Origin of the sequence: Occallatibacter riparius, assembly GCF_025264625.1 — a bacterium.
Lineage (GTDB): Bacteria > Acidobacteriota > Terriglobia > Terriglobales > Acidobacteriaceae > Telmatobacter > Telmatobacter riparius.
Genome location: NZ_CP093313.1, coordinates 1,524,644 through 1,541,234, shown reverse-complemented (window position 1 = coordinate 1,541,234; position 16,591 = coordinate 1,524,644). Strand labels below are relative to the sequence as shown.

Sequence of the window (16,591 nt, the reverse complement as noted above, 5' to 3'; positions counted from 1 at the left end):
GGGATACGGGGGAGACCGGTCTCGCTGGGAGAACAGTTATTCGGAGTGCTTTCCGAAGGGCGTGTTTGGCTCGGAGCCACTGCCAGGCCTAGAGACTCTGCGACATTTCAGGAAGGCGACATGCACAATAACAGCGCACCTAAATTTACGCTCAGGCGTGAACGCTATCAGCAAGGTTCTTTGACAGCGGAGAAGAGAAGCATCGTACCCGACATATGGGTCTACCGCTGGCGTGAACCGATCGGCGGGGGAAAGAGCATTCAGCGCAAGAAGATCATCGGCAGTGTGCAGCAGTACAGGACCGAAACCGCAGCACGAAAAGCTGTCGATGCTTTGAGGCTGGACATCAATGCCGAGTCCATCAGTCCGTCTTCCATGACGCTCAGCGAACGTGCCGAGCATTATCGGGAGAAGGAACTGGGCGAGGGATGCGGAGAGACAAAGCTCACCCGCGAAGTCTACGCGAACAACTTGGACAGCTACATCTTGCCCAGATGGGGGCGACGAACGCATTGCAAATCTCAAGGCGTTCCGCATCGAGTCGTGGCTGAAAGAATTGCGAAAATCCAATGCAGTCAAGACCAAGATAAAGGGTGTCTTGGACCTCTTGTACCCAGCATGCCATGCGGTACGGTTCCTGCTCTAAGTTCTTGAAGAACAATGGTAGGCACGATTGGATTCGAACCAACGACCTCTTCCGTGTCAAGGAAGCGCTCTAACCAACTGAGCTACGCGCCTATAGGTGAGGAACCGCTTTATCCCGGCCTGGGCCTCTGAGTCTGGTGCGGCACCGCGCCGGATACAACTCGGCTGGGCAGTTCTCGGTCTTCACCCAGTCTAACAGCACTTAGAGGTGTGCGGGAAGCCGCCCTGAAACGTAAGCCCCTCGTGCTGTACCATTCCTTTGACAAAACCGAACCGCGGCTGACGCATGCCTATTAATCGAGCGTCATGCGGTGGCGGTTCGCTCGTTTCCAGAATTCACCGTCAATTGCGAATGAACGAAACCAGCCCACCTCGAAACCCGCTCCGCACAATGCCGAATCTGCTTACCATCGGGCGCATTTGCCTTGCCCCGTTTCTTGTTTCGGCAGTCCTCGAAGGCAAATTTCTGTTCGGCTTCGTGTTGTTTGTGGTGGCTGGCATTACAGATGCACTGGACGGCGCCCTGGCCAGAATCTTGAAGCAGCGGACAGTGCTTGGCCAATACCTCGATCCCGTCGCGGACAAGCTGCTGATTAGTACTCTGTTTCTGGTGCTGACGCATATGAATCTGATGCCGGTGCGGATCACGGTTCTGGTCTTCGGCCGAGATCTCGGCATACTGGTGGTCGCAGCCATCCTATACACGGCGGTCGGCCGGCGCGACTTCAAGCCCAGCGGCTTCGGAAAAGCCAACACTCTGGCCCAGATTACAGCCGTGGCCGCCGTCCTGCTCTTTCAAACGGACCATTCCGCCTGGGTCAGATGGCTCCGCACCATCGCCCTCGATGCAACAATAGTCCTTACGATTGCTTCGGGGCTCCACTACGCATGGCTGGTCACTCGGCGCATCAGTCCGCATGGGGCCATCAACACCACGAACAACGGCCCGACCTCATAAACGATCGAGAGTCTCAGGGTTCGCTTTCCGCCTGCTCGGGTTCCACGTTTTCCTCGATCTCCATATCGCGAAACTCTTCGGAATCAAAGATTTCGCCGCACTCCAGGCATTCGACGAATTCAATATCGTCGTGCCGGGAGACAATGCGCACTCGCGGGTGTTTGCAGACGGTCGCCATGGTTCCAGGTTCTGTTTGAATTTGCGCTGCCGCGGCCGGGCACACGCGGTGTCGTGAGTGGAATATCCCTCCGTCTACCGCGAACCTCCGGCTCTTTGGGCCAGATTTTACCCATCTGCGGCCGGATTTGGAAACGGCTTTTTGTTGAATTCTGCTTGCAGCAGGCGATTTCACAGATTCCACCTCAGCCTGAGTTGAAAGCCGGACAGATTTGGTCGTATACTAAACACGGACCGTTCCAGTCGGATATTCTCATGCTGAAGCTCACAAAAAAAGCGGACTACGGGCTGATGGCGCTGAAGTATCTCGCCGAGCACCCGGAGGCCCCTGCCCAGAGCGCCAAGGATATCGCCGATGCGTACGGGATTCCGGCGCAGCTGCTCGCGAAGATCCTGCAGCGGCTCACCAAGACAGGCCTGCTCCGGTCCCATGCCGGCATGAACGGTGGCTATGCGCTTTCGCGAGATGCTCGCCAGATCTCAGCATTTGAAGTGATTCACGCTATCGACGGACCGTTTTTTATTACTTCGTGTACCAAAGGGGCTCACGGCTGCGACCTCACCCCCAGTTGCACCATCAAAGAACCGCTCGCGCGTGTGAACGAGACCATTGCGGGCGTGCTGAAGAGCATTAGCATTTACGACCTGGCGGAGCATGAGCCCAATACTCCCCCGGCCCATGCCGGTCCACCGGCTCAGGCGCTGGTCACCATCACTACCTAGCGACTTGAAGTAGTTCAACAGGAAGCTTCCCCTGCCGCAGCAGACGGCAGCAGCAACGAAGGACGGACACGCGATGAGTACAGTTTCAAGCCAAGTGGAAGTGCCGGCGGGAGTGACCCTGCCCATCTACATGGATAACCACGCCACCAGCCCTCTCGATCCGCGGGTGCTGGAAGCGATGATGCCCTTTTTCACCAGCAAGTTCGGCAACGCCGCCAGCCGCAACCACTCCTTCGGATGGGAGGCCGAGCAGGCTGTCGAAATCGCACGCGAGCAGATCGCCAAGCTCATCGGAGCCACGCCGAAGGAAATCATTTTTACTTCCGGCGCCACCGAGAGCAATAACCTGGCCATCAAGGGCATCGCGGAGATGTACCGCGAGCGCGGCAACCACATCATCACGCAGGTCACTGAGCACAAAGCCGTTCTGGACACCTGCAAGCGCCTCGAAAAGTACGGCTATCGCGTCACCTACCTGCCGGTGAAGGCAGACGGCCTCATCGACCTTGAAGATCTGAAGCGCGCCATCGACGACAAGACCATCCTCGTCACCATCATGGCTGCCAACAACGAAATCGGCGTCCTGCAGCCCATTCGCGAGATCGGCAAGATCTGCCATGAAAAGGGCATCATCTTCCATACTGACGCGGTGCAGATCATCGGCAAGGTCCCCTTCAACGTCATTGAGGACAACGTCGACGTCGCCTCCATCTCGGCGCACAAGGTATACGGGCCCAAGGGCGTAGGTGCCCTCTATGTTCGCCGGCGCAACCCCCGCGTGCAGATTGCCGCCCAGATCGACGGTGGCGGCCACGAGCGTGGCATGCGCTCCGGCACTCTCAACGTCCCCGGCATCGTCGGTCTCGGCAAGGCTTGCGAGATTGCGCGCGAGGACATGGCAACAGAAGCGGCCTATCTCACAAAGCTGCGCGATCGCCTGAAGGACAAGCTGGAGTCAGAACTTGACTACATCCACATCAACGGCTCGTGGGAGCATCGCTTGCCCGGCAACCTCAACATGAGCTTCGTCTATGTGGAAGGCGAGTCGCTGCTGATGGGCATCAACGACGTGGCTGTTTCGAGCGGCTCGGCCTGCACCTCGGCGACGCTCGAACCCAGCTATGTGTTGAAGGCCCTTGGCCTTGGCGACGACGTAGCGCACAGTTCCATCCGTTTCGGCCTGGGCCGCTTCAACACAGAAGCAGAAGTCGACTACGTCGCGGCCAAGGTGATCGATATCGTGAAGCATCTTCGCGAACTCTCACCGCTCTACGAGATGGTGAAGGACGGCATCGACCTGACCAAGATCGAGTGGCAGGCGCACTAAACCAGGTGATCAGTTGTCAGTGGATCAGTTCCTGCGTCGCCGGGCTGAACATGGGCATCCAACAGAAGGCCCTGATCACTGAACACTGTTCACTGATCACTTAAGACATGCGGCTTCCCCCGCAGAAGGAGATTGGGACCAATGGCATACAGCGACAAGGTGGTCGACCACTACAACAATCCGCGCAACGTGGGTACGCTCGACAAAGCCTCGCAGGAAGTCGGCACCGGCCTCGTCGGCGCCCCTGAGTGCGGCGATGTCATGCGCCTGCAGATCAAGGTGAACCCCGAAACGCAAGTCATCGAAGAAGCCAAGTTCAAGACCTTCGGCTGCGGCTCGGCAATTGCCAGCTCTTCGCTCGCCACCGAATGGATCAAGGGCCGCACGGTGGAAGACGCCCTGGCCATCAAGAACACTGACATCGTGAAGGAGCTTTCGCTTCCTCCGGTGAAGATTCACTGCTCGGTGCTCGCTGAAGACGCTATCCGCGCCGCCATCGGCGACTGGAAGAAGAAGAACGGCGTGCCGGAAGGCGAACACGCAACGGTTCCTGCGGCGCAGTAGGCTGCGCGACAGGCGTACGGATCGAGGAGAGAGATGCCGGCAGTAACGTCCATGCGGATCGGCGCGTTGTGGATTTGTGCATGGATGATTAGTGCCGGGGCGATGGCGGCTCAAACTCCGGGCATTCTCAGGGGCAAGGTCCTCGATCCGTCGGAAGCTGTCGTTGGACAGGCACACGTTCTGATTCATTCCGAGCGTCCTGGTTCTTATAAACGCACGATAGCAACCAACCAATGGGTGGATACGGATGGGGCGGGGAGCTTTGAAGCACAACTTGCCCCCGGGGTCTACGATGTCTGCGTGATGTTCTCAATATTCTTGCCCTCTTGCAGCAGAATTGAGATCAAGACAGAGGGAGTGACGATGCGCACCATCAAGATGAAAGTAGACCCAAAGCTAAGGTCGGTCGAATGACCGTGCAATAGGCTGAACTGTACCAGGGAAAGAAGAACATTATGTCGAACTTCGTAAGCATCGAAAGCAAGCCCGCCGAAGGCGCGTCCGCTGCACCGCCGAAGATGGCCGCGCCAACCGGTCCGGCTACCGGCATCCAGGTCACGGAACGGGCAGTGAAGAAGATCCGCGCGGCCATGGCCAAGGAGGGCATTTCGCCGGAAGAAGGCGGCCTGCGCCTCGGCGTGCTTGGCGGTGGCTGCTCGGGGCTTTCGTATTCGATCAAGTTCGACACTCGCCCCCGCGAGCGCGACCGCGTCTACGAGTTCGACGGAGTGCGTGTTTTCGTCGATCCCAAATCGTTTCTCTATCTGCACGGCATGACGCTCGACTACGAAGAGACACTCATGCGGCAAGGGTTCAACTTCGTCAACCCGAACTCCTCGCGTTCTTGCGGCTGCGGTTCGTCCTTCTCGTCGTAGCAATCCGTGCAAGCAAGGCTCAGACATGTTGAAGGTTATCGATTCTGCAGTTCCGGTTGAGTGTTGGTCCTGTTCGGTCGCGCACAACGAAGTAACACTGTTCTGTCCCAACTGCCGCAAGATCCAGCCGCCGCAGCAGGGCACCTATTTCTCCATCTTCGGCGTAGCGCCCCACCTCAATCTCGATCTCACCGCACTCGAAGACAGCTTCCACCGCCTCAGCAGGCGCCTGCACCCCGACCGCTTCGCGCGGGCCACGGACCCCGAGAAGGAGTGGAGCCTGGCCGATACGGCATTGCTCAACGACGCCTATCGCACGTTGAAGGATTCCGTCCGCCGCACCGAGTATCTGCTCAAGTTGCACGGCGCCGAGATCGGCGAAGAGCACGCCGGCAAGAATCGCCGCCCCAATGAAATGGGCGCATCGCGCGCGCCCGCCGACTTGCTCGAAGAGGTCTTCGATCTCAACATGCAGCTTGAAGAGATGCGCATGGCCAAGGCGTCAGGCGAAGAGGATCCCGCCCTCAAGCAAAGCCTCACCGAGGCTAAGACGAAGTTCGAAGGCCTGCTCAACGCGGTCGACGACGATCTGCGCGGCGAGTGGACTGCCTGGGACAACGGCGACGACGAGGCTCGGCACACCGCACAAAACAAGATGGTGGCTCTGCTTGATCGCAGGCGCTACCTCAGCAACCTGGTCCGCGAAGTCAACGAGACCCTTGGGAGTTAGAGAGTTTTGTGAAAGGGCACGACTTCAGTCGTGCCGCAAACGCGGTTTCAAATTCGATGGGGCTTTAGCCCCTGAGGGAAGCGCCCGGAGCGGTCAGCGCCCTCGAGGATAACAATGGCTGAAGGACGCGTAGTCGGCATTGACTTGGGAACTACTAACTCCCTGGTCGCATACATGGAAGGCGAGAAGCCGGTGGTCATTCCCGGCGTAGACGGCTCGAATCTCGTACCGTCTGTGGTTGCATTGGATCCCATGCCGAAGGAGGGCGGCCGCCCCACGGTCACCGTCGGCAATAGTGCGCGCAAGTCGCTCATTGAAACGCCGGAGCGCGTCATCTACTCAGTGAAGCGCCTCATGGGCCGCGGCCTAAGCGAAGTCCAGAAGGAGCTGAGGTTCTTCCCCTTCCGCCTCGCTGAAGATGCAGAAGAGGGCGAAGTCCCACGCATCCAGCTTGGCGAGCTGAAGTTCACGCCACCCGAAATCTCCGCCTACGTGCTGCGCCAGCTCAAGCGCAATGCGGAGCGCTTCTTCGGCACACCTGTCACTCAGGCCGTCATCACCGTGCCTGCATACTTCAATGATGCCCAGCGACAGGCCACGAAAGACGCAGGTCGGATGGCCGGCCTCGAAGTGCTGCGCCTCGTAAACGAGCCCACAGCCGCCGCGCTTGCCTACGGACTTGATCGTGCCAAGGAAGGCACCATCGCCGTCTACGACTTGGGTGGTGGCACGTTCGATATTTCGATCCTCAAGCTGCGCGACGGCATCTTCGAAGTGCAGTCCACCAACGGTGACACGCACCTCGGCGGCGACGACATCGACAACCTCCTCGTCTCCATCGCGCTCGATGAAGTCTACTCTGAGCACGGCGTTGACCTCCGTTCGCAACCCGGCGCGGTGCAGGCCATCCGTAAAGCCGCAATCGATGCCAAGATCCGCCTCTCGCACGATCTCATTGCGCAGTTCGAGATCGAACTCCCCAACGGCGACCGCTATCAGCGTGAGATCCCTCGCGAAGTTTATGAGCAGCTCATCGAGCCGATCCTCGAGCGCACCGCCGGCCCCTGCAAGCAGGCCATACTCGACGCCGGCCTCACGTCCGATCAGATTGACGAAGTCGTTCTAGTCGGCGGCTCCACGCGCATCCCCGCCGTTCGCAAGCTGGTGGACGAACTCTTCCAACTCAGCGCGCGCGGCAAGAAGGCCCACACCGAGCTCAATCCCGATGAAGTCGTAGCTCTCGGAGCCGCCGTCCAGGCGGACATCCTCGCCGGCGCATCGAAGGCCACCGAAGAACTGCTGCTGCTCGACGTCACGCCACTCTCGCTCGGCATCGAAGCGCTCGGCGGCACTGTCGCCAAGATCATTCAACGCAACTCGACCATTCCGGCTTCCGCCACCGAGCACTTCACCACCGGTGTCGACGGCCAGACCAACGTCGCCATTCACGTGGTGCAGGGCGAGCGCGAACTCGCATCCGATTGCCGTTCGCTGGCGCGCTTCGACCTCAAGGGCATTCCGCCCATGAGCGCCGGCCTGCCCCGCATCGAAGTCAAGTTCCTCATTGATGCCGACGGCATTCTGCACGTCTCCGCACGCGAGCAGCGCAGCGGCAAAGAAGCGCAGATCGAAGTCAAACCCACATACGGCCTCACAGACGAGCAGGTCGAGAGCATGATCCTCGACTCGTTCGATCACGCCGAAGAAGACTTTGCCAAGCGCCTCCTGATCGAAGCGCGCAACGAAGCCGAAACAATTCTCTCCGCCGTCGAGCGAGCTCCGGAGCATTCAGTCTGGAAGCAACTCACCGGCGAAGAGCAGGCGCGCATCGCCGCCGCCCGCGATCATCTCGCATCCGTGAAGCTGGGCGATGATATGGCCGCTATTCGTGAAGCCACAGTCGCTCTCGACCAGGCCACGCGGCATTTCGCAGAACTGATGATGGAATCCGCCGTGACCACGGCCATTCGCGGCAAAACCATGGACGCCGCCGGCGAAGAGCTCGACGACAACGTCACGGCGCCTCATCCCATGGCGCCGGCAGAATTCAAATAAGGCTAGGGCTCGGCTTGAGCCGTGCCGGCCATCCCGAACCAAGACCTGAAGCAAGATCCCGAGAGGCAAGTTTATGAGTGGAGCAAATACAACCAACATCCCTCCTGAGAAGCTCGTGCGCGTCACCTTCGAGCCGGAAGGGAAGACCGTTGAATTCGAATACGGCACCCTGCCCTACGATCACCACGGCAAGCCGATGTCGTTCCTCGATGTCGCCGAGAACTTCGGCATCTTCCTCGACCACGCCTGTGGCGGTGTCTGCGCCTGCACCACCTGTCACCTCTGGATCAAGGATCAGACCGGTATCACTGAAGCCGACGACGATGAACTGGATCGCCTTGACATGGCTGCCGACCAGCAACTCAATTCGCGTCTCGGCTGCCAGGCCGTCATCACCAAGCCCGGCAACTACGTCGTCGAGATCCCCAAGTGGAACCGCAACTACACGTCCGAAGGCAAGCCGCTGACGATGGCCGAGAATAAGTAGAGGACTCCGATGCCCCGCGAAATTCATTGGACCGACGCCGAAGAAATCGGCATTCAGCTTCAGGAGAAGCACCCCGACATCGATCCCCTTACGGTTCGATTCACTGATCTGCACCGCTACGTCACCGAACTCGAAGGTTTCGCAGACGATCCCGCCAAGTCGAACGAGTCGCGTCTCGAAGCCATCCAGATGGCCTGGCATGAAGAGTACGAAGACGCCAAGGCCTAAGCGGCGCTTAGCTCCACCCGAACGCATTCTCGAAGTGCACGATCTCGCGCTTCTCGCCCGGCACTAGGTACACGCTCATTACATCGAACCGCACGGGCGGCGCCTCTGCCTGCGGCAATTGCCGCACGTAAGCGCGCGCCAGCCTGCGCAGCACATACTGCTTGTGCCGGTCCACGGCCGACTCCGCCGGTGACATGTCATGCGCGGTTCGCGTCTTCACTTCGATGAAGACTAGCATTGGCCCCTGCCACGCAATCAGGTCCATGTCGCCGGAGATGTTTCCCGCCGACCACCGCCGCGCCACCACCGTGTAGCCCTTTCGCCGCAGTTCGAAAAACGCAGCATCTTCGCCCGCTAATCCTGTCTGCAGATGCAGAGGCAATTCCGGCGCCTTGCGCCATCGGGCAATCCTGTCCAGCGCCGCCAGGCTACGCTCCAGCAGCGCACCAGTAAGCTGCCTTGTCCCCATGGCTGACCATTGTTACGCTGCGAGCGCATAGTTGCAAATGCACCCAAAATGAAAGGGCCGAGCGCTTGCCCGGCCCTTCCTGTTCCGTTGCCCGCAAATCAAGCTCCCGCCATCTCCATCTCGGCTTCGCGCGAGTGTTCCTTCTCGACAATCGTCAGCGCCTCTTCCAGAATGTCGAGTGCCACGGTCGCCTCTTCTTCGCTCACAATCAGCGGCGGGCACAGCCGAATCGATGTTTCACCGCAGCCGAGGATCATCAGACCGCGTTCGAACGCCAGCGTCTCCACCCGATTGCGCAAAGCAGTCGCGGGCACGCGCGTCGCCCTGTCCTTCACCAGTTCAATGCCGATCATCAGGCCGCGTCCGCGCACATCGCCCACCAGCGGATGCGTCTCCTTCCACCCGTTCAGACGTTCCAGCATCAACCTGCCCACGCGCGCAGCATTCGCGATACCCTCGCGCTGCAGCACGTCGATGGTTGCCAGTGCCGCCGCCAGCGATACCGGATTGCCGCCGAACGTCGACGCATGCGAGCCCGGCACCCAGTCCATGATCTCGGCACGGCTCATGCAGATGCCCAGCGGCATGCCGCTCGCGATGCCCTTGGCCATGCAGACAATGTCGGGCTCCACGCCGGTGTGCTCCACCGCCCACCACTTGCCCGTGCGTCCCGCGCCGCTCTGCACCTCATCCACTACGAGCAGAATCCCGTACTTGTCGCAGATCGCGCGCAGCTCGCGCATAAAGTTGGCCGGCGCAACCACGTATCCGCCCTCGCCCTGGATCGGTTCGACGAAGATCGCAGCCACTTCCTCCGGAGGTAGAATCGTCTTGAACAGCTTCTCCTCGATATACCGCGCACAACCCAGTGCGAACGCCTCTTCTTCCTGCGGCCCGCCCGTACACCCGCGATACGCGTAGGGATAGCGCACATGCGTTACACCTGGAACAAGCGGAGCGAAGCGCCTCTTCTGCTGCGGCTTCGACGCGGTCAGCGACAACGCGCCCATCGTGCGCCCGTGAAACGCGCCCAGGAACGCAATGATGTTCTGCCGCTCCGTGTGATAACGCGCCAGCTTCATCGCGCACTCCACCGCTTCGGCGCCGGAATTGCCATAGAAGAAACGATGCGGTCCCTTCATCGGCGCGACTGCAGAAAGCTTCGCAGCCAGATCCGTCAGCGGCTCGTTATAAAAGTCCGTACCCGAAATGTGAATCAACTCCGCGGCCTGTTTCTGGATCGCCGCCACAACTTCAGGATGGCAATGGCCGGTTGACGTCACGGCAATCCCTGCGGAAAAGTCCAGGAACTCATTCCCATCCACATCCGTGACGCGGACACCTTTACCGCTCTTCGCCACCAGCGGATACGAGCGCGTATAGCTCGGCGAAATCAGGCGGTCATCGGCCTCAACGGCGGCCTTGGCCTTCGGCCCCGGAAGTTCCGTTACCAGCTTGGGCCCGTACTGTTCGTGCAAAGACTTGTCGGTCATGATCGTCCTCCTCGATAGGTTGTGTGGCCAGGCCGTGGGAGTAGAGCAGCCATCTGCCCGGCGGGCAGCCACCTGCCCTGGGGGCGGCCACGGACCCCGTGGGATTTGGGGTCGTTCAACGTTCCGGGCCCAGACGGACCCGCGTTGCAGGCGAGGAACTTCGGTTGTCTGTTCTTTAGTCGCCGCCGAAGAGACTAGGTCGTGTGCGGGTGGGCAGCACGCGCAGGTGCTTCCGCGGGCAAATGCAGCGCGCACGCGAGCCCGACCAGCGCCATTTCGCCGGCAGATTGGCTCCATTCATCACGTGCTTGTGCATGCATACCCCGCTTTTCGGGAGCATAGCACGTCAACTGCCGACTTTCCATCTTCCTCTGCCCGTCAGTAACGCTTCGGACGCGTCACGCGCCGGAATATAATCCCGCCACTCCTCTGATTCGGCGATTCTCTTCAGAAGCCCGAACCTGCGCCGCAACAGCCGGCGAATATGCGGCCTGAGCAGCAACACGCCCAGCATTTTGCCCAACCATCCCCAGCGCATCGAGAACCGGATCTCATCGCGCAGTCGCACGGATCCATCCGCTAGCAGATCGAAACTGTGGTCGTGCTCGAACGTCTTGAAGCGCCCTGAGATCATGCGGTCGCGAAAGAAGCTGCACGGCCGGAACTCCTCAATGATGCTCTCGTGAAACTGCGGCAGTCCGAACTTCCAACCCTTCCACAGGACCGTATCGCCATCCTCCACAAACCCTGACATGCGCCCCCGCTCAGGATGCATGCGTAGTTCGCGCTCCACGATCTCCACGCTTGTCGAAAGAAGGAAGCACCGCTCAAGCGGCGCGTGAATCGTGACCTGATCCCGCAGAACGAACTCTCTGCTCATGCTGGGGTATCCTGCTGCGCATTCCCGAATCGCTCCCGAACCAGCGCCACCGCCTGCTCCGTCGTCGCGATTGAGCCTTCGAGCTGCGCATCCTCTGCCGCCCGCAGCATCTCCTTGAAGCGCGGCCCCGGGGCATAGCCCGCCGCAATCAGCTCGCGGCCCGTGAGCAGCGGTCTTGGACGGACGTCCTCCTGCGGCATCTCTTCGTAACGCTCCTCGACGAAGCGGTATGTGTCAAGGTTGCGATGCGCCGCCATGCAGTCCATCTTGTGCAGCGCAAGGTGCTCCTCGAAGCATGGCAGCCGGAAGAACCGTTTCAGCGTCGATGCCTTCATATGCGGCGCATCTGCAAAGCGCATGTGGTGCTCAATTAGCGCAAGAATCTGCCGCGTATCCTCGTTAGAAAACCGAAACCGCCGGCAAATCTCCGCGCCCATTGCCACGCCCACTTCAACATGTCGATCGAAGCGGATGCGGTCCGGCGCGACCCGGAATGTCGGCGGCTTGCCCACGTCATGCAGCAGCGCGCCCCACGCCAGCGTGCACGGCACACCTGGCTCGAGCTGCTCCAGCAGCATGAGCGTGTGAATGAAGACATCGCCCTCGGGATGGTACTGCGGCGGCTGCTCCACGCCCTTCATCTTCGGGATCTCAGGCAGAACCTGCTGCAGCAGCCCCGTCTCATCCAGCAGCTCGAACGCCCTCCGCGCTTTGCCCTCCGTCAACATCTTGGTCAACTCGTCGCGCACGCGTTCTTGGCTCACCGAGTGAATGCGCGCTGCCAGCGAGCAAATCGCCGAATGCGTCGCCGCCTCGATCGCGTACCCAAACCGCGCCGCAAACCGCACCGCCCGCAACAGCCGTAGTTGATCCTCTTCAAAACGCCGCCGCGGATCGCCGATCGCCCGAATCACCCCCGCATCCAGATCCGCCAGCCCACCCACATAATCGAGGACCGCGGCTCGAAGCGCGCTCCCATCGCCAAGGAACTCCTCCAAAGCTTCGCCCCCACGCAGTGGGTCCAGCAGTAGCCCATTGATCGTGAAATCCCGCCGCTGCACATCTTCTTCGGCACTCGTCGTATAGCGCACCGCGTCCGGATGCCTGCCATCGGAGTAGGAGTCGTCGCAGCGGAACGTCGCCACCTCCGTCGTCGCATAGCGCGGCCCCGCGTCGCCCGCATCTTCCAGCGGTGGAATCTCATCCGGCGCCTCATCCGCAACCAGCACCACGCCGAAATGCGCGCCCACCGCAAACGTCCGCGGAAACATTCCCATCACGATATCCGGAGTAGCAGACGTAGCCACGTCATAATCCACCGGATCGCGCCCCAGCAGCAGATCGCGCACGCATCCGCCCGCCAGGTAGGCCTGGTGTCCTTCCGTCCGCAGCGCCTCCACAATCCGCAGGGCCGCTTCGAGTTGTCGTGATAGCGCAGGCATCGCTCTATTGTCACTCTCCCGGAGTGCTCTGATGCAAGGCCCGATAAACTGGAAGGTTATGTCCCGTGGCCTCATCCTCGGAATCGAAAGCTCCTGCGACGAAACAGCCGCCTCCGTGGTCGAGCGCGGCTCCCGCACGCTCTCGTCCGTCGTAGCCTCGCAGATCGCCACCCACGCCCGCTTCGGCGGCGTGGTCCCCGAGCTCGCTAGCCGCGAGCATCTCCGTGCCATCGTTCCCGTGGTCCGCGCGGCACTCGCTGAGGCAGGCGTGGGCTTCGACGATCTCGATGCCATCGCCGTCACCTCCGGCCCTGGCCTCGCCGGCGCGCTGCTAGTCGGAATCAGCTACGCCAAGGCCCTTGCCTTCGCGCGCAATCTCCCCGTCATCGCCATCAATCACCTCGAGGGCCACATCCACGCGGTTCTCCTCGAAGAGCGCCAGAACGCCCCCGCCTCCACGCAACAGGACGAGCCCGCCCTTGCCCTGGTCGTCTCCGGTGGACACACGCATCTCTATCTGGCCGAACCCGCGCACGAAGCGTGGCACTACAAGCTCATCGGCCGCACCCTCGATGACGCCGCCGGCGAAGCCTATGACAAAGTCGCCAAGCTGCTCGGCCTGGGCTACCCCGGAGGTCCCTGGATCGACGCCATTGCCCGCTTCGGCGATCCCAAAGCAGTCCCATTCGCCTTCGCGCAGATCAAGGCCAAGGCGCATCTGCACGGCAAAGCCCCGCGCACCAAAGCCGCGAAAACCGCTCCCATCGCCGATCTCGACCCGCACTTTCTCTTCTCGTTCTCAGGGATCAAAACAGCCGTCCTGCGCCACGTTGAGCTCCAGGGCATGCGCGCCGGGGGCGACGAGCGCATCGCCAAAATCCTCGCTGGCGATCGCCCTCCCAAAACCAAAGAGGAAGCCCTCGCCCTCGCCCCCCAACCCATCCTCGACATGATCGCCAGCTTTCAGCACGCGGTCGTCGGCGACCTCATGAAGAAGACCTTCGCCGCCGCCGAATCCCTCGGCGCCACTCGCATCCTCGTCACCGGAGGCGTCGCTGCCAACCGCGAACTCCGCGAGCGCTTCGCCGCAGAAGCCCCGCGCCGCCACATGCGCGTCTCGTTCCCCACGCCGGCCCTCTCCACAGACAACGCCGCTATGATCGCCGCCGCCGCCTGGCCGCGCTTTGTCTCCGGCGAGTTCGCCGCCAGCGCCCTCAGCGCCGAACCCTCACTCGCCCTCGGCGTGTGAGCCCGGCCGCCCAGCCCTCTATTTCTCACTGCTACAATCAAAAAGGCTTGAAATACGGCCTATTTCCAGCGGATGGGCACCCTTTAGATCGAATGACTCTGCGCCTGTTCAACACTCTTTCCGGACAAATCGACGAGCTCGTTCCGGCCGACGGCACCGAGTTGCGCATGTACGCCTGCGGGCCCACCGTCTATGACTACGGCCACATCGGCAACTTCCGCACCTTCCTCCAGGTCGATGTTCTGCGCCGCTCCCTCAAGCTCACCGGCACGCGCCTGCGTCACGTCATGAACATTACCGACGTCGATGACAAGATCATCCGCAACGCGGCCGCCGCCGGCATCCCCATCGGCGAGTACACCCCAAAGTATGTCGACGCCTTCTTCGAAGACCTCGACTCGCTCCGCGTTGAGCGCCCCGAAATCATCGCTCGCGCCACTGAGCACATACCGCGGATGGTCAGCCTGATCCAGCAGCTTGAATCTGTCGGCGCCGCCTACAAAACCGATGATGGAAGCTGGTACTTCCGCCTCCGCTCGTTCCCTGAATACGGCAAGCTGAGCAAAAAAGATCTCAGCGGCATGGAAGACGGCGCGCGCGTCGACGTTGACGAATACGAGAAGGATTCAGCCCGCGACTTCGCCCTCTGGAAGGCCACCAAGCCCGGCGAAACAAGCTGGGACACACCCATCGGCCGCGGCCGCCCCGGCTGGCACATCGAGTGCTCCGCCATGTCCATGGAGTTCCTCGGCGACAGCTTTGACCTCCACGCTGGCGGCGAAGACCTCATGTTTCCGCACCACGAGAACGAAATCGCGCAGAGCGAAACCGTCACGAAGAAACCGCTGGCCCGCCACTGGATGCACGTCCGCTTCCTGCTCGTCGACGGCCGCAAGATGTCGAAGAGCGAAGGCAATTTCTACACCCTCCGCGACCTGTTGCTGAAGGGCTACAAAGCTTCGGCCATCCGCCTCGCGCTCATCTCGGTGCCCTACCGCCACCAGCTCAACTTCACCTTCGAGAGCCTCGCGGATGCCACCGCCGCCATCGACCGCCTCCGCACCTTCCATCAGCGCCTGACCCAGGGCACCTTCGCCCCCGGCGACAATCCCGACATCCAGGCCGCAGCGAAAAAGGCAAGCGATGAGTATTACGCTGCCCTCGCCAACGACCTCAACACCGCCGAGGCCCGCGCCCCCATCTTCGACCTCGTGCGCGCGTCCAACACCGCCATCGACCAGGGCAAGTTCTTCGCCGCCGATCATGACGCCGTGCTCAAGGTTCTCGCCGATTTCGACGCCGTATTCGATGTCCTCGAAGATCGCGACACCGAAGCCACCAAGCGCGCCCTCGCCTGGGCCGAGCAAACCGGCCGCACCGCCGACGTCGCTCCTGAACTGCTCGCCGGGTTCGCCCTCAGCGACGCGGAGATAGACAACCTCGTAGCCGAGCGCACCAAGGCCAAGAAGATGCGCAACTTCGCTCGCGCCGACCAGATCCGCAACGAGCTCGCCGAAAAAGGCGTCATCATCGAAGACTCCAAAGACGGCGTTCGCTGGAAACGGAAGTAGTCACCATCCAGAGGCAGGCAAGAACCTTGCGCATGGCTGTATGCAATGTGAAAGGGCACGACTTCAGTCGCGCCGATATGCTTACTTAAATTTTGAGCGGGGCTTTTAGCCCATCCTGTCCTACTCTCTCGGTCACCCATTAACATCGATTGCCAGAGGTTCATTCCCCAGATGGAAGCCAACGAAGCGCACGAATTACAGGAACACGCCGAACACGGCGCCCACGACACCTCCCTCCGCCCTGTCGCCTTCACCATGAGCGTGCTCGCGGTCCTCGTAGCCATCGCGACGGTGCTTGGCCACCGCACACACACCGAGGCCGTCCTCCTGCAGAACAAAGCCACCGACCAGTGGAACGAGTACCAGGCCAAGAAGATTCGCTCCTACAACACCAGTCTCGAGGCCGATCTCCTCGGAGTAGTCAACCTCGCCGACAAGGACAAGGCCGCGAAGCTCGCCAAGTCCTACGCCGATCATCAGGCCAAATGGAATGATGATCTGAAGGAAGAGCAGGAAAAGGCCACTGACCTTGAAAAGGAAGTCGCTCTCGCCGAACGCCGCGCAGACCGCTTCGATCTCGGGGAAGCTCTCCTTGAAATCGGCTTGGTCGTCACCTCCGTCACGCTGCTTACGCGCACGCGCCTCTACTGGTACTTCGGCATGGGCTTTGCCGCCGCCGGCATCCTCTCCGCGATCACCGCGTTCCTCGTGCACTGAG

Annotated in this window: 19 protein-coding genes and 1 tRNA gene; 14 read left to right on the top strand and 6 right to left on the bottom strand. The window is 60.9% G+C overall.

What is annotated here, in order from left to right:
* Nucleotides 1-120 precede the first annotated feature (120 nt).
* Nucleotides 121-654, top strand: a complete 534-nt coding sequence (locus tag MOP44_RS06120) for a hypothetical protein (RefSeq protein ID WP_260795058.1) — start codon at nucleotides 121-123, stop codon at nucleotides 652-654.
* 7 nt (nucleotides 655-661) lie between these two features.
* On the opposite strand, the gene MOP44_RS06115 is transcribed toward MOP44_RS06120, so the two are convergent.
* Nucleotides 662-738 (bottom strand) — tRNA-Val (locus tag MOP44_RS06115).
* A 298-nt stretch (nucleotides 739-1,036) separates the two neighbouring features.
* On the opposite strand from MOP44_RS06115, the gene MOP44_RS06110 reads away from it, so the two are divergent.
* On the top strand, nucleotides 1,037-1,603 hold the full coding sequence (locus MOP44_RS06110) for a CDP-alcohol phosphatidyltransferase family protein (protein WP_260795057.1): 567 nt from the start codon (nucleotides 1,037-1,039) through the stop codon (nucleotides 1,601-1,603).
* Between the two features lie 13 nt (nucleotides 1,604-1,616).
* On the opposite strand, the gene MOP44_RS06105 is transcribed toward MOP44_RS06110, so the two are convergent.
* Nucleotides 1,617-1,781, bottom strand: a complete 165-nt coding sequence (locus MOP44_RS06105) for a hypothetical protein (protein ID WP_260795056.1) — start codon at nucleotides 1,779-1,781, stop codon at nucleotides 1,617-1,619.
* 254 nt (nucleotides 1,782-2,035) lie between these two features.
* On the opposite strand from MOP44_RS06105, the gene MOP44_RS06100 reads away from it, so the two are divergent.
* The 9 genes from MOP44_RS06100 to iscX all read left to right on the top strand — a co-directional run bounded on the left by MOP44_RS06100 (nucleotide 2,036) and on the right by iscX (nucleotide 8,769).
* A complete protein-coding gene (locus tag MOP44_RS06100; protein ID WP_260795055.1) occupies nucleotides 2,036-2,503 on the top strand; it encodes an RrF2 family transcriptional regulator in 468 nt (155 codons plus the stop codon).
* A gap of 73 nt (nucleotides 2,504-2,576) precedes the next feature.
* Nucleotides 2,577-3,830 (top strand): IscS subfamily cysteine desulfurase, encoded by a 1,254-nt coding sequence (locus MOP44_RS06095; RefSeq protein WP_313901052.1) that lies wholly within the window; start codon nucleotides 2,577-2,579, stop codon nucleotides 3,828-3,830.
* 141 nt (nucleotides 3,831-3,971) lie between these two features.
* Complete coding sequence (iscU, locus tag MOP44_RS06090) at nucleotides 3,972-4,394, top strand: Fe-S cluster assembly scaffold IscU (RefSeq protein ID WP_260795054.1); 423 nt, start codon at nucleotides 3,972-3,974, stop codon at nucleotides 4,392-4,394.
* 33 nt (nucleotides 4,395-4,427) lie between these two features.
* Nucleotides 4,428-4,808, top strand: coding sequence for a carboxypeptidase-like regulatory domain-containing protein (locus MOP44_RS06085; RefSeq protein WP_260795053.1), 381 nt, complete (start codon nucleotides 4,428-4,430; stop codon nucleotides 4,806-4,808).
* A gap of 104 nt (nucleotides 4,809-4,912) precedes the next feature.
* Nucleotides 4,913-5,269, top strand: coding sequence for a HesB/IscA family protein (locus tag MOP44_RS06080; RefSeq protein WP_260796617.1), 357 nt, complete (start codon nucleotides 4,913-4,915; stop codon nucleotides 5,267-5,269).
* Nucleotides 5,270-5,294: 25 nt separating this feature from the next.
* Nucleotides 5,295-5,999, top strand: coding sequence for a Fe-S protein assembly co-chaperone HscB (gene hscB, locus MOP44_RS06075; protein WP_260795052.1), 705 nt, complete (start codon nucleotides 5,295-5,297; stop codon nucleotides 5,997-5,999).
* Between the two features lie 114 nt (nucleotides 6,000-6,113).
* Nucleotides 6,114-8,054, top strand: coding sequence for a Fe-S protein assembly chaperone HscA (hscA, locus tag MOP44_RS06070; RefSeq protein WP_260795051.1), 1,941 nt, complete (start codon nucleotides 6,114-6,116; stop codon nucleotides 8,052-8,054).
* Between the two features lie 73 nt (nucleotides 8,055-8,127).
* Entirely contained in the window at nucleotides 8,128-8,541 is a 414-nt protein-coding gene (locus MOP44_RS06065; RefSeq protein ID WP_260795050.1) for a 2Fe-2S iron-sulfur cluster-binding protein, read from the top strand.
* Between the two features lie 9 nt (nucleotides 8,542-8,550).
* A complete protein-coding gene (gene iscX, locus MOP44_RS06060) occupies nucleotides 8,551-8,769 on the top strand; it encodes a Fe-S cluster assembly protein IscX (RefSeq protein WP_260795049.1) in 219 nt (72 codons plus the stop codon).
* Between the two features lie 7 nt (nucleotides 8,770-8,776).
* Here the strand turns inward: iscX and MOP44_RS06055 are convergent, their stop codons facing one another.
* From MOP44_RS06055 to MOP44_RS06040, 4 genes are all read right to left on the bottom strand, one after another.
* Entirely contained in the window at nucleotides 8,777-9,238 is a 462-nt protein-coding gene (locus tag MOP44_RS06055; protein WP_260795047.1) for a YraN family protein, read from the bottom strand.
* Nucleotides 9,239-9,336: 98 nt separating this feature from the next.
* On the bottom strand, nucleotides 9,337-10,731 hold the full coding sequence (locus tag MOP44_RS06050) for an acetyl ornithine aminotransferase family protein (RefSeq protein WP_260795046.1): 1,395 nt from the start codon (nucleotides 10,729-10,731) through the stop codon (nucleotides 9,337-9,339).
* Between the two features lie 346 nt (nucleotides 10,732-11,077).
* Nucleotides 11,078-11,611 carry an SRPBCC family protein gene (locus tag MOP44_RS06045; protein ID WP_260795044.1) on the bottom strand — a complete coding sequence of 178 codons (534 nt, stop codon included), beginning with the start codon at nucleotides 11,609-11,611 and terminating at the stop codon, nucleotides 11,078-11,080.
* Nucleotides 11,608-13,053, bottom strand: coding sequence for a CCA tRNA nucleotidyltransferase (locus MOP44_RS06040; protein ID WP_260795043.1), 1,446 nt, complete (start codon nucleotides 13,051-13,053; stop codon nucleotides 11,608-11,610). The genes MOP44_RS06045 and MOP44_RS06040 overlap by 4 nt, the downstream gene beginning before the upstream one ends.
* A 58-nt stretch (nucleotides 13,054-13,111) precedes the next feature.
* Between MOP44_RS06040 and MOP44_RS06035 the strand changes: the two genes are divergently transcribed.
* The 3 genes from MOP44_RS06035 to MOP44_RS06025 all read left to right on the top strand — a co-directional run bounded on the left by MOP44_RS06035 (nucleotide 13,112) and on the right by MOP44_RS06025 (nucleotide 16,590).
* Nucleotides 13,112-14,302: a tRNA (adenosine(37)-N6)-threonylcarbamoyltransferase complex transferase subunit TsaD gene (locus MOP44_RS06035; RefSeq protein ID WP_260795042.1), complete on the top strand. Its 1,191-nt coding sequence runs from the start codon at nucleotides 13,112-13,114 to the stop codon at nucleotides 14,300-14,302.
* Nucleotides 14,303-14,394: 92 nt separating this feature from the next.
* Nucleotides 14,395-15,873, top strand: coding sequence for a cysteine--tRNA ligase (cysS, locus tag MOP44_RS06030; protein WP_260795041.1), 1,479 nt, complete (start codon nucleotides 14,395-14,397; stop codon nucleotides 15,871-15,873).
* A gap of 171 nt (nucleotides 15,874-16,044) precedes the next feature.
* Nucleotides 16,045-16,590, top strand: a complete 546-nt coding sequence (locus tag MOP44_RS06025) for a DUF4337 domain-containing protein (RefSeq protein ID WP_260795040.1) — start codon at nucleotides 16,045-16,047, stop codon at nucleotides 16,588-16,590.
* The last annotated feature ends 1 nt before the right edge of the window (nucleotide 16,591 follow it).

Bases quoted from the DNA above. Each gene is read 5' to 3' on its own strand.
- MOP44_RS06045 (WP_260795044.1), bottom strand. From the start codon at position 11,611: ATGAGCAGAGAGTTCGTTCTGCGGGATCAGGTCACGATTCACGCGCCG.
- MOP44_RS06085 (WP_260795053.1), top strand. From the start codon at position 4,428: ATGCCGGCAGTAACGTCCATGCGGATCGGCGCGTTGTGGATTTGTGCA.
- MOP44_RS06035 (WP_260795042.1), top strand. From the start codon at position 13,112: ATGTCCCGTGGCCTCATCCTCGGAATCGAAAGCTCCTGCGACGAAACA.
- MOP44_RS06100 (WP_260795055.1), top strand. From the start codon at position 2,036: ATGCTGAAGCTCACAAAAAAAGCGGACTACGGGCTGATGGCGCTGAAG.
- hscB (WP_260795052.1), top strand. From the start codon at position 5,295: ATGTTGAAGGTTATCGATTCTGCAGTTCCGGTTGAGTGTTGGTCCTGT.
- MOP44_RS06105 (WP_260795056.1), bottom strand. From the start codon at position 1,781: ATGGCGACCGTCTGCAAACACCCGCGAGTGCGCATTGTCTCCCGGCAC.
- hscA (WP_260795051.1), top strand. From the start codon at position 6,114: ATGGCTGAAGGACGCGTAGTCGGCATTGACTTGGGAACTACTAACTCC.
- MOP44_RS06065 (WP_260795050.1), top strand. From the start codon at position 8,128: ATGAGTGGAGCAAATACAACCAACATCCCTCCTGAGAAGCTCGTGCGC.
- MOP44_RS06055 (WP_260795047.1), bottom strand. From the start codon at position 9,238: ATGGGGACAAGGCAGCTTACTGGTGCGCTGCTGGAGCGTAGCCTGGCG.
- MOP44_RS06110 (WP_260795057.1), top strand. From the start codon at position 1,037: ATGCCGAATCTGCTTACCATCGGGCGCATTTGCCTTGCCCCGTTTCTT.
- MOP44_RS06095 (WP_313901052.1), top strand. From the start codon at position 2,577: ATGAGTACAGTTTCAAGCCAAGTGGAAGTGCCGGCGGGAGTGACCCTG.
- MOP44_RS06025 (WP_260795040.1), top strand. From the start codon at position 16,045: ATGGAAGCCAACGAAGCGCACGAATTACAGGAACACGCCGAACACGGC.
- MOP44_RS06080 (WP_260796617.1), top strand. From the start codon at position 4,913: ATGGCCGCGCCAACCGGTCCGGCTACCGGCATCCAGGTCACGGAACGG.
- iscU (WP_260795054.1), top strand. From the start codon at position 3,972: ATGGCATACAGCGACAAGGTGGTCGACCACTACAACAATCCGCGCAAC.
- MOP44_RS06040 (WP_260795043.1), bottom strand. From the start codon at position 13,053: ATGCCTGCGCTATCACGACAACTCGAAGCGGCCCTGCGGATTGTGGAG.
- iscX (WP_260795049.1), top strand. From the start codon at position 8,551: ATGCCCCGCGAAATTCATTGGACCGACGCCGAAGAAATCGGCATTCAG.
- MOP44_RS06120 (WP_260795058.1), top strand. From the start codon at position 121: ATGCACAATAACAGCGCACCTAAATTTACGCTCAGGCGTGAACGCTAT.
- cysS (WP_260795041.1), top strand. From the start codon at position 14,395: ATGACTCTGCGCCTGTTCAACACTCTTTCCGGACAAATCGACGAGCTC.
- MOP44_RS06050 (WP_260795046.1), bottom strand. From the start codon at position 10,731: ATGACCGACAAGTCTTTGCACGAACAGTACGGGCCCAAGCTGGTAACG.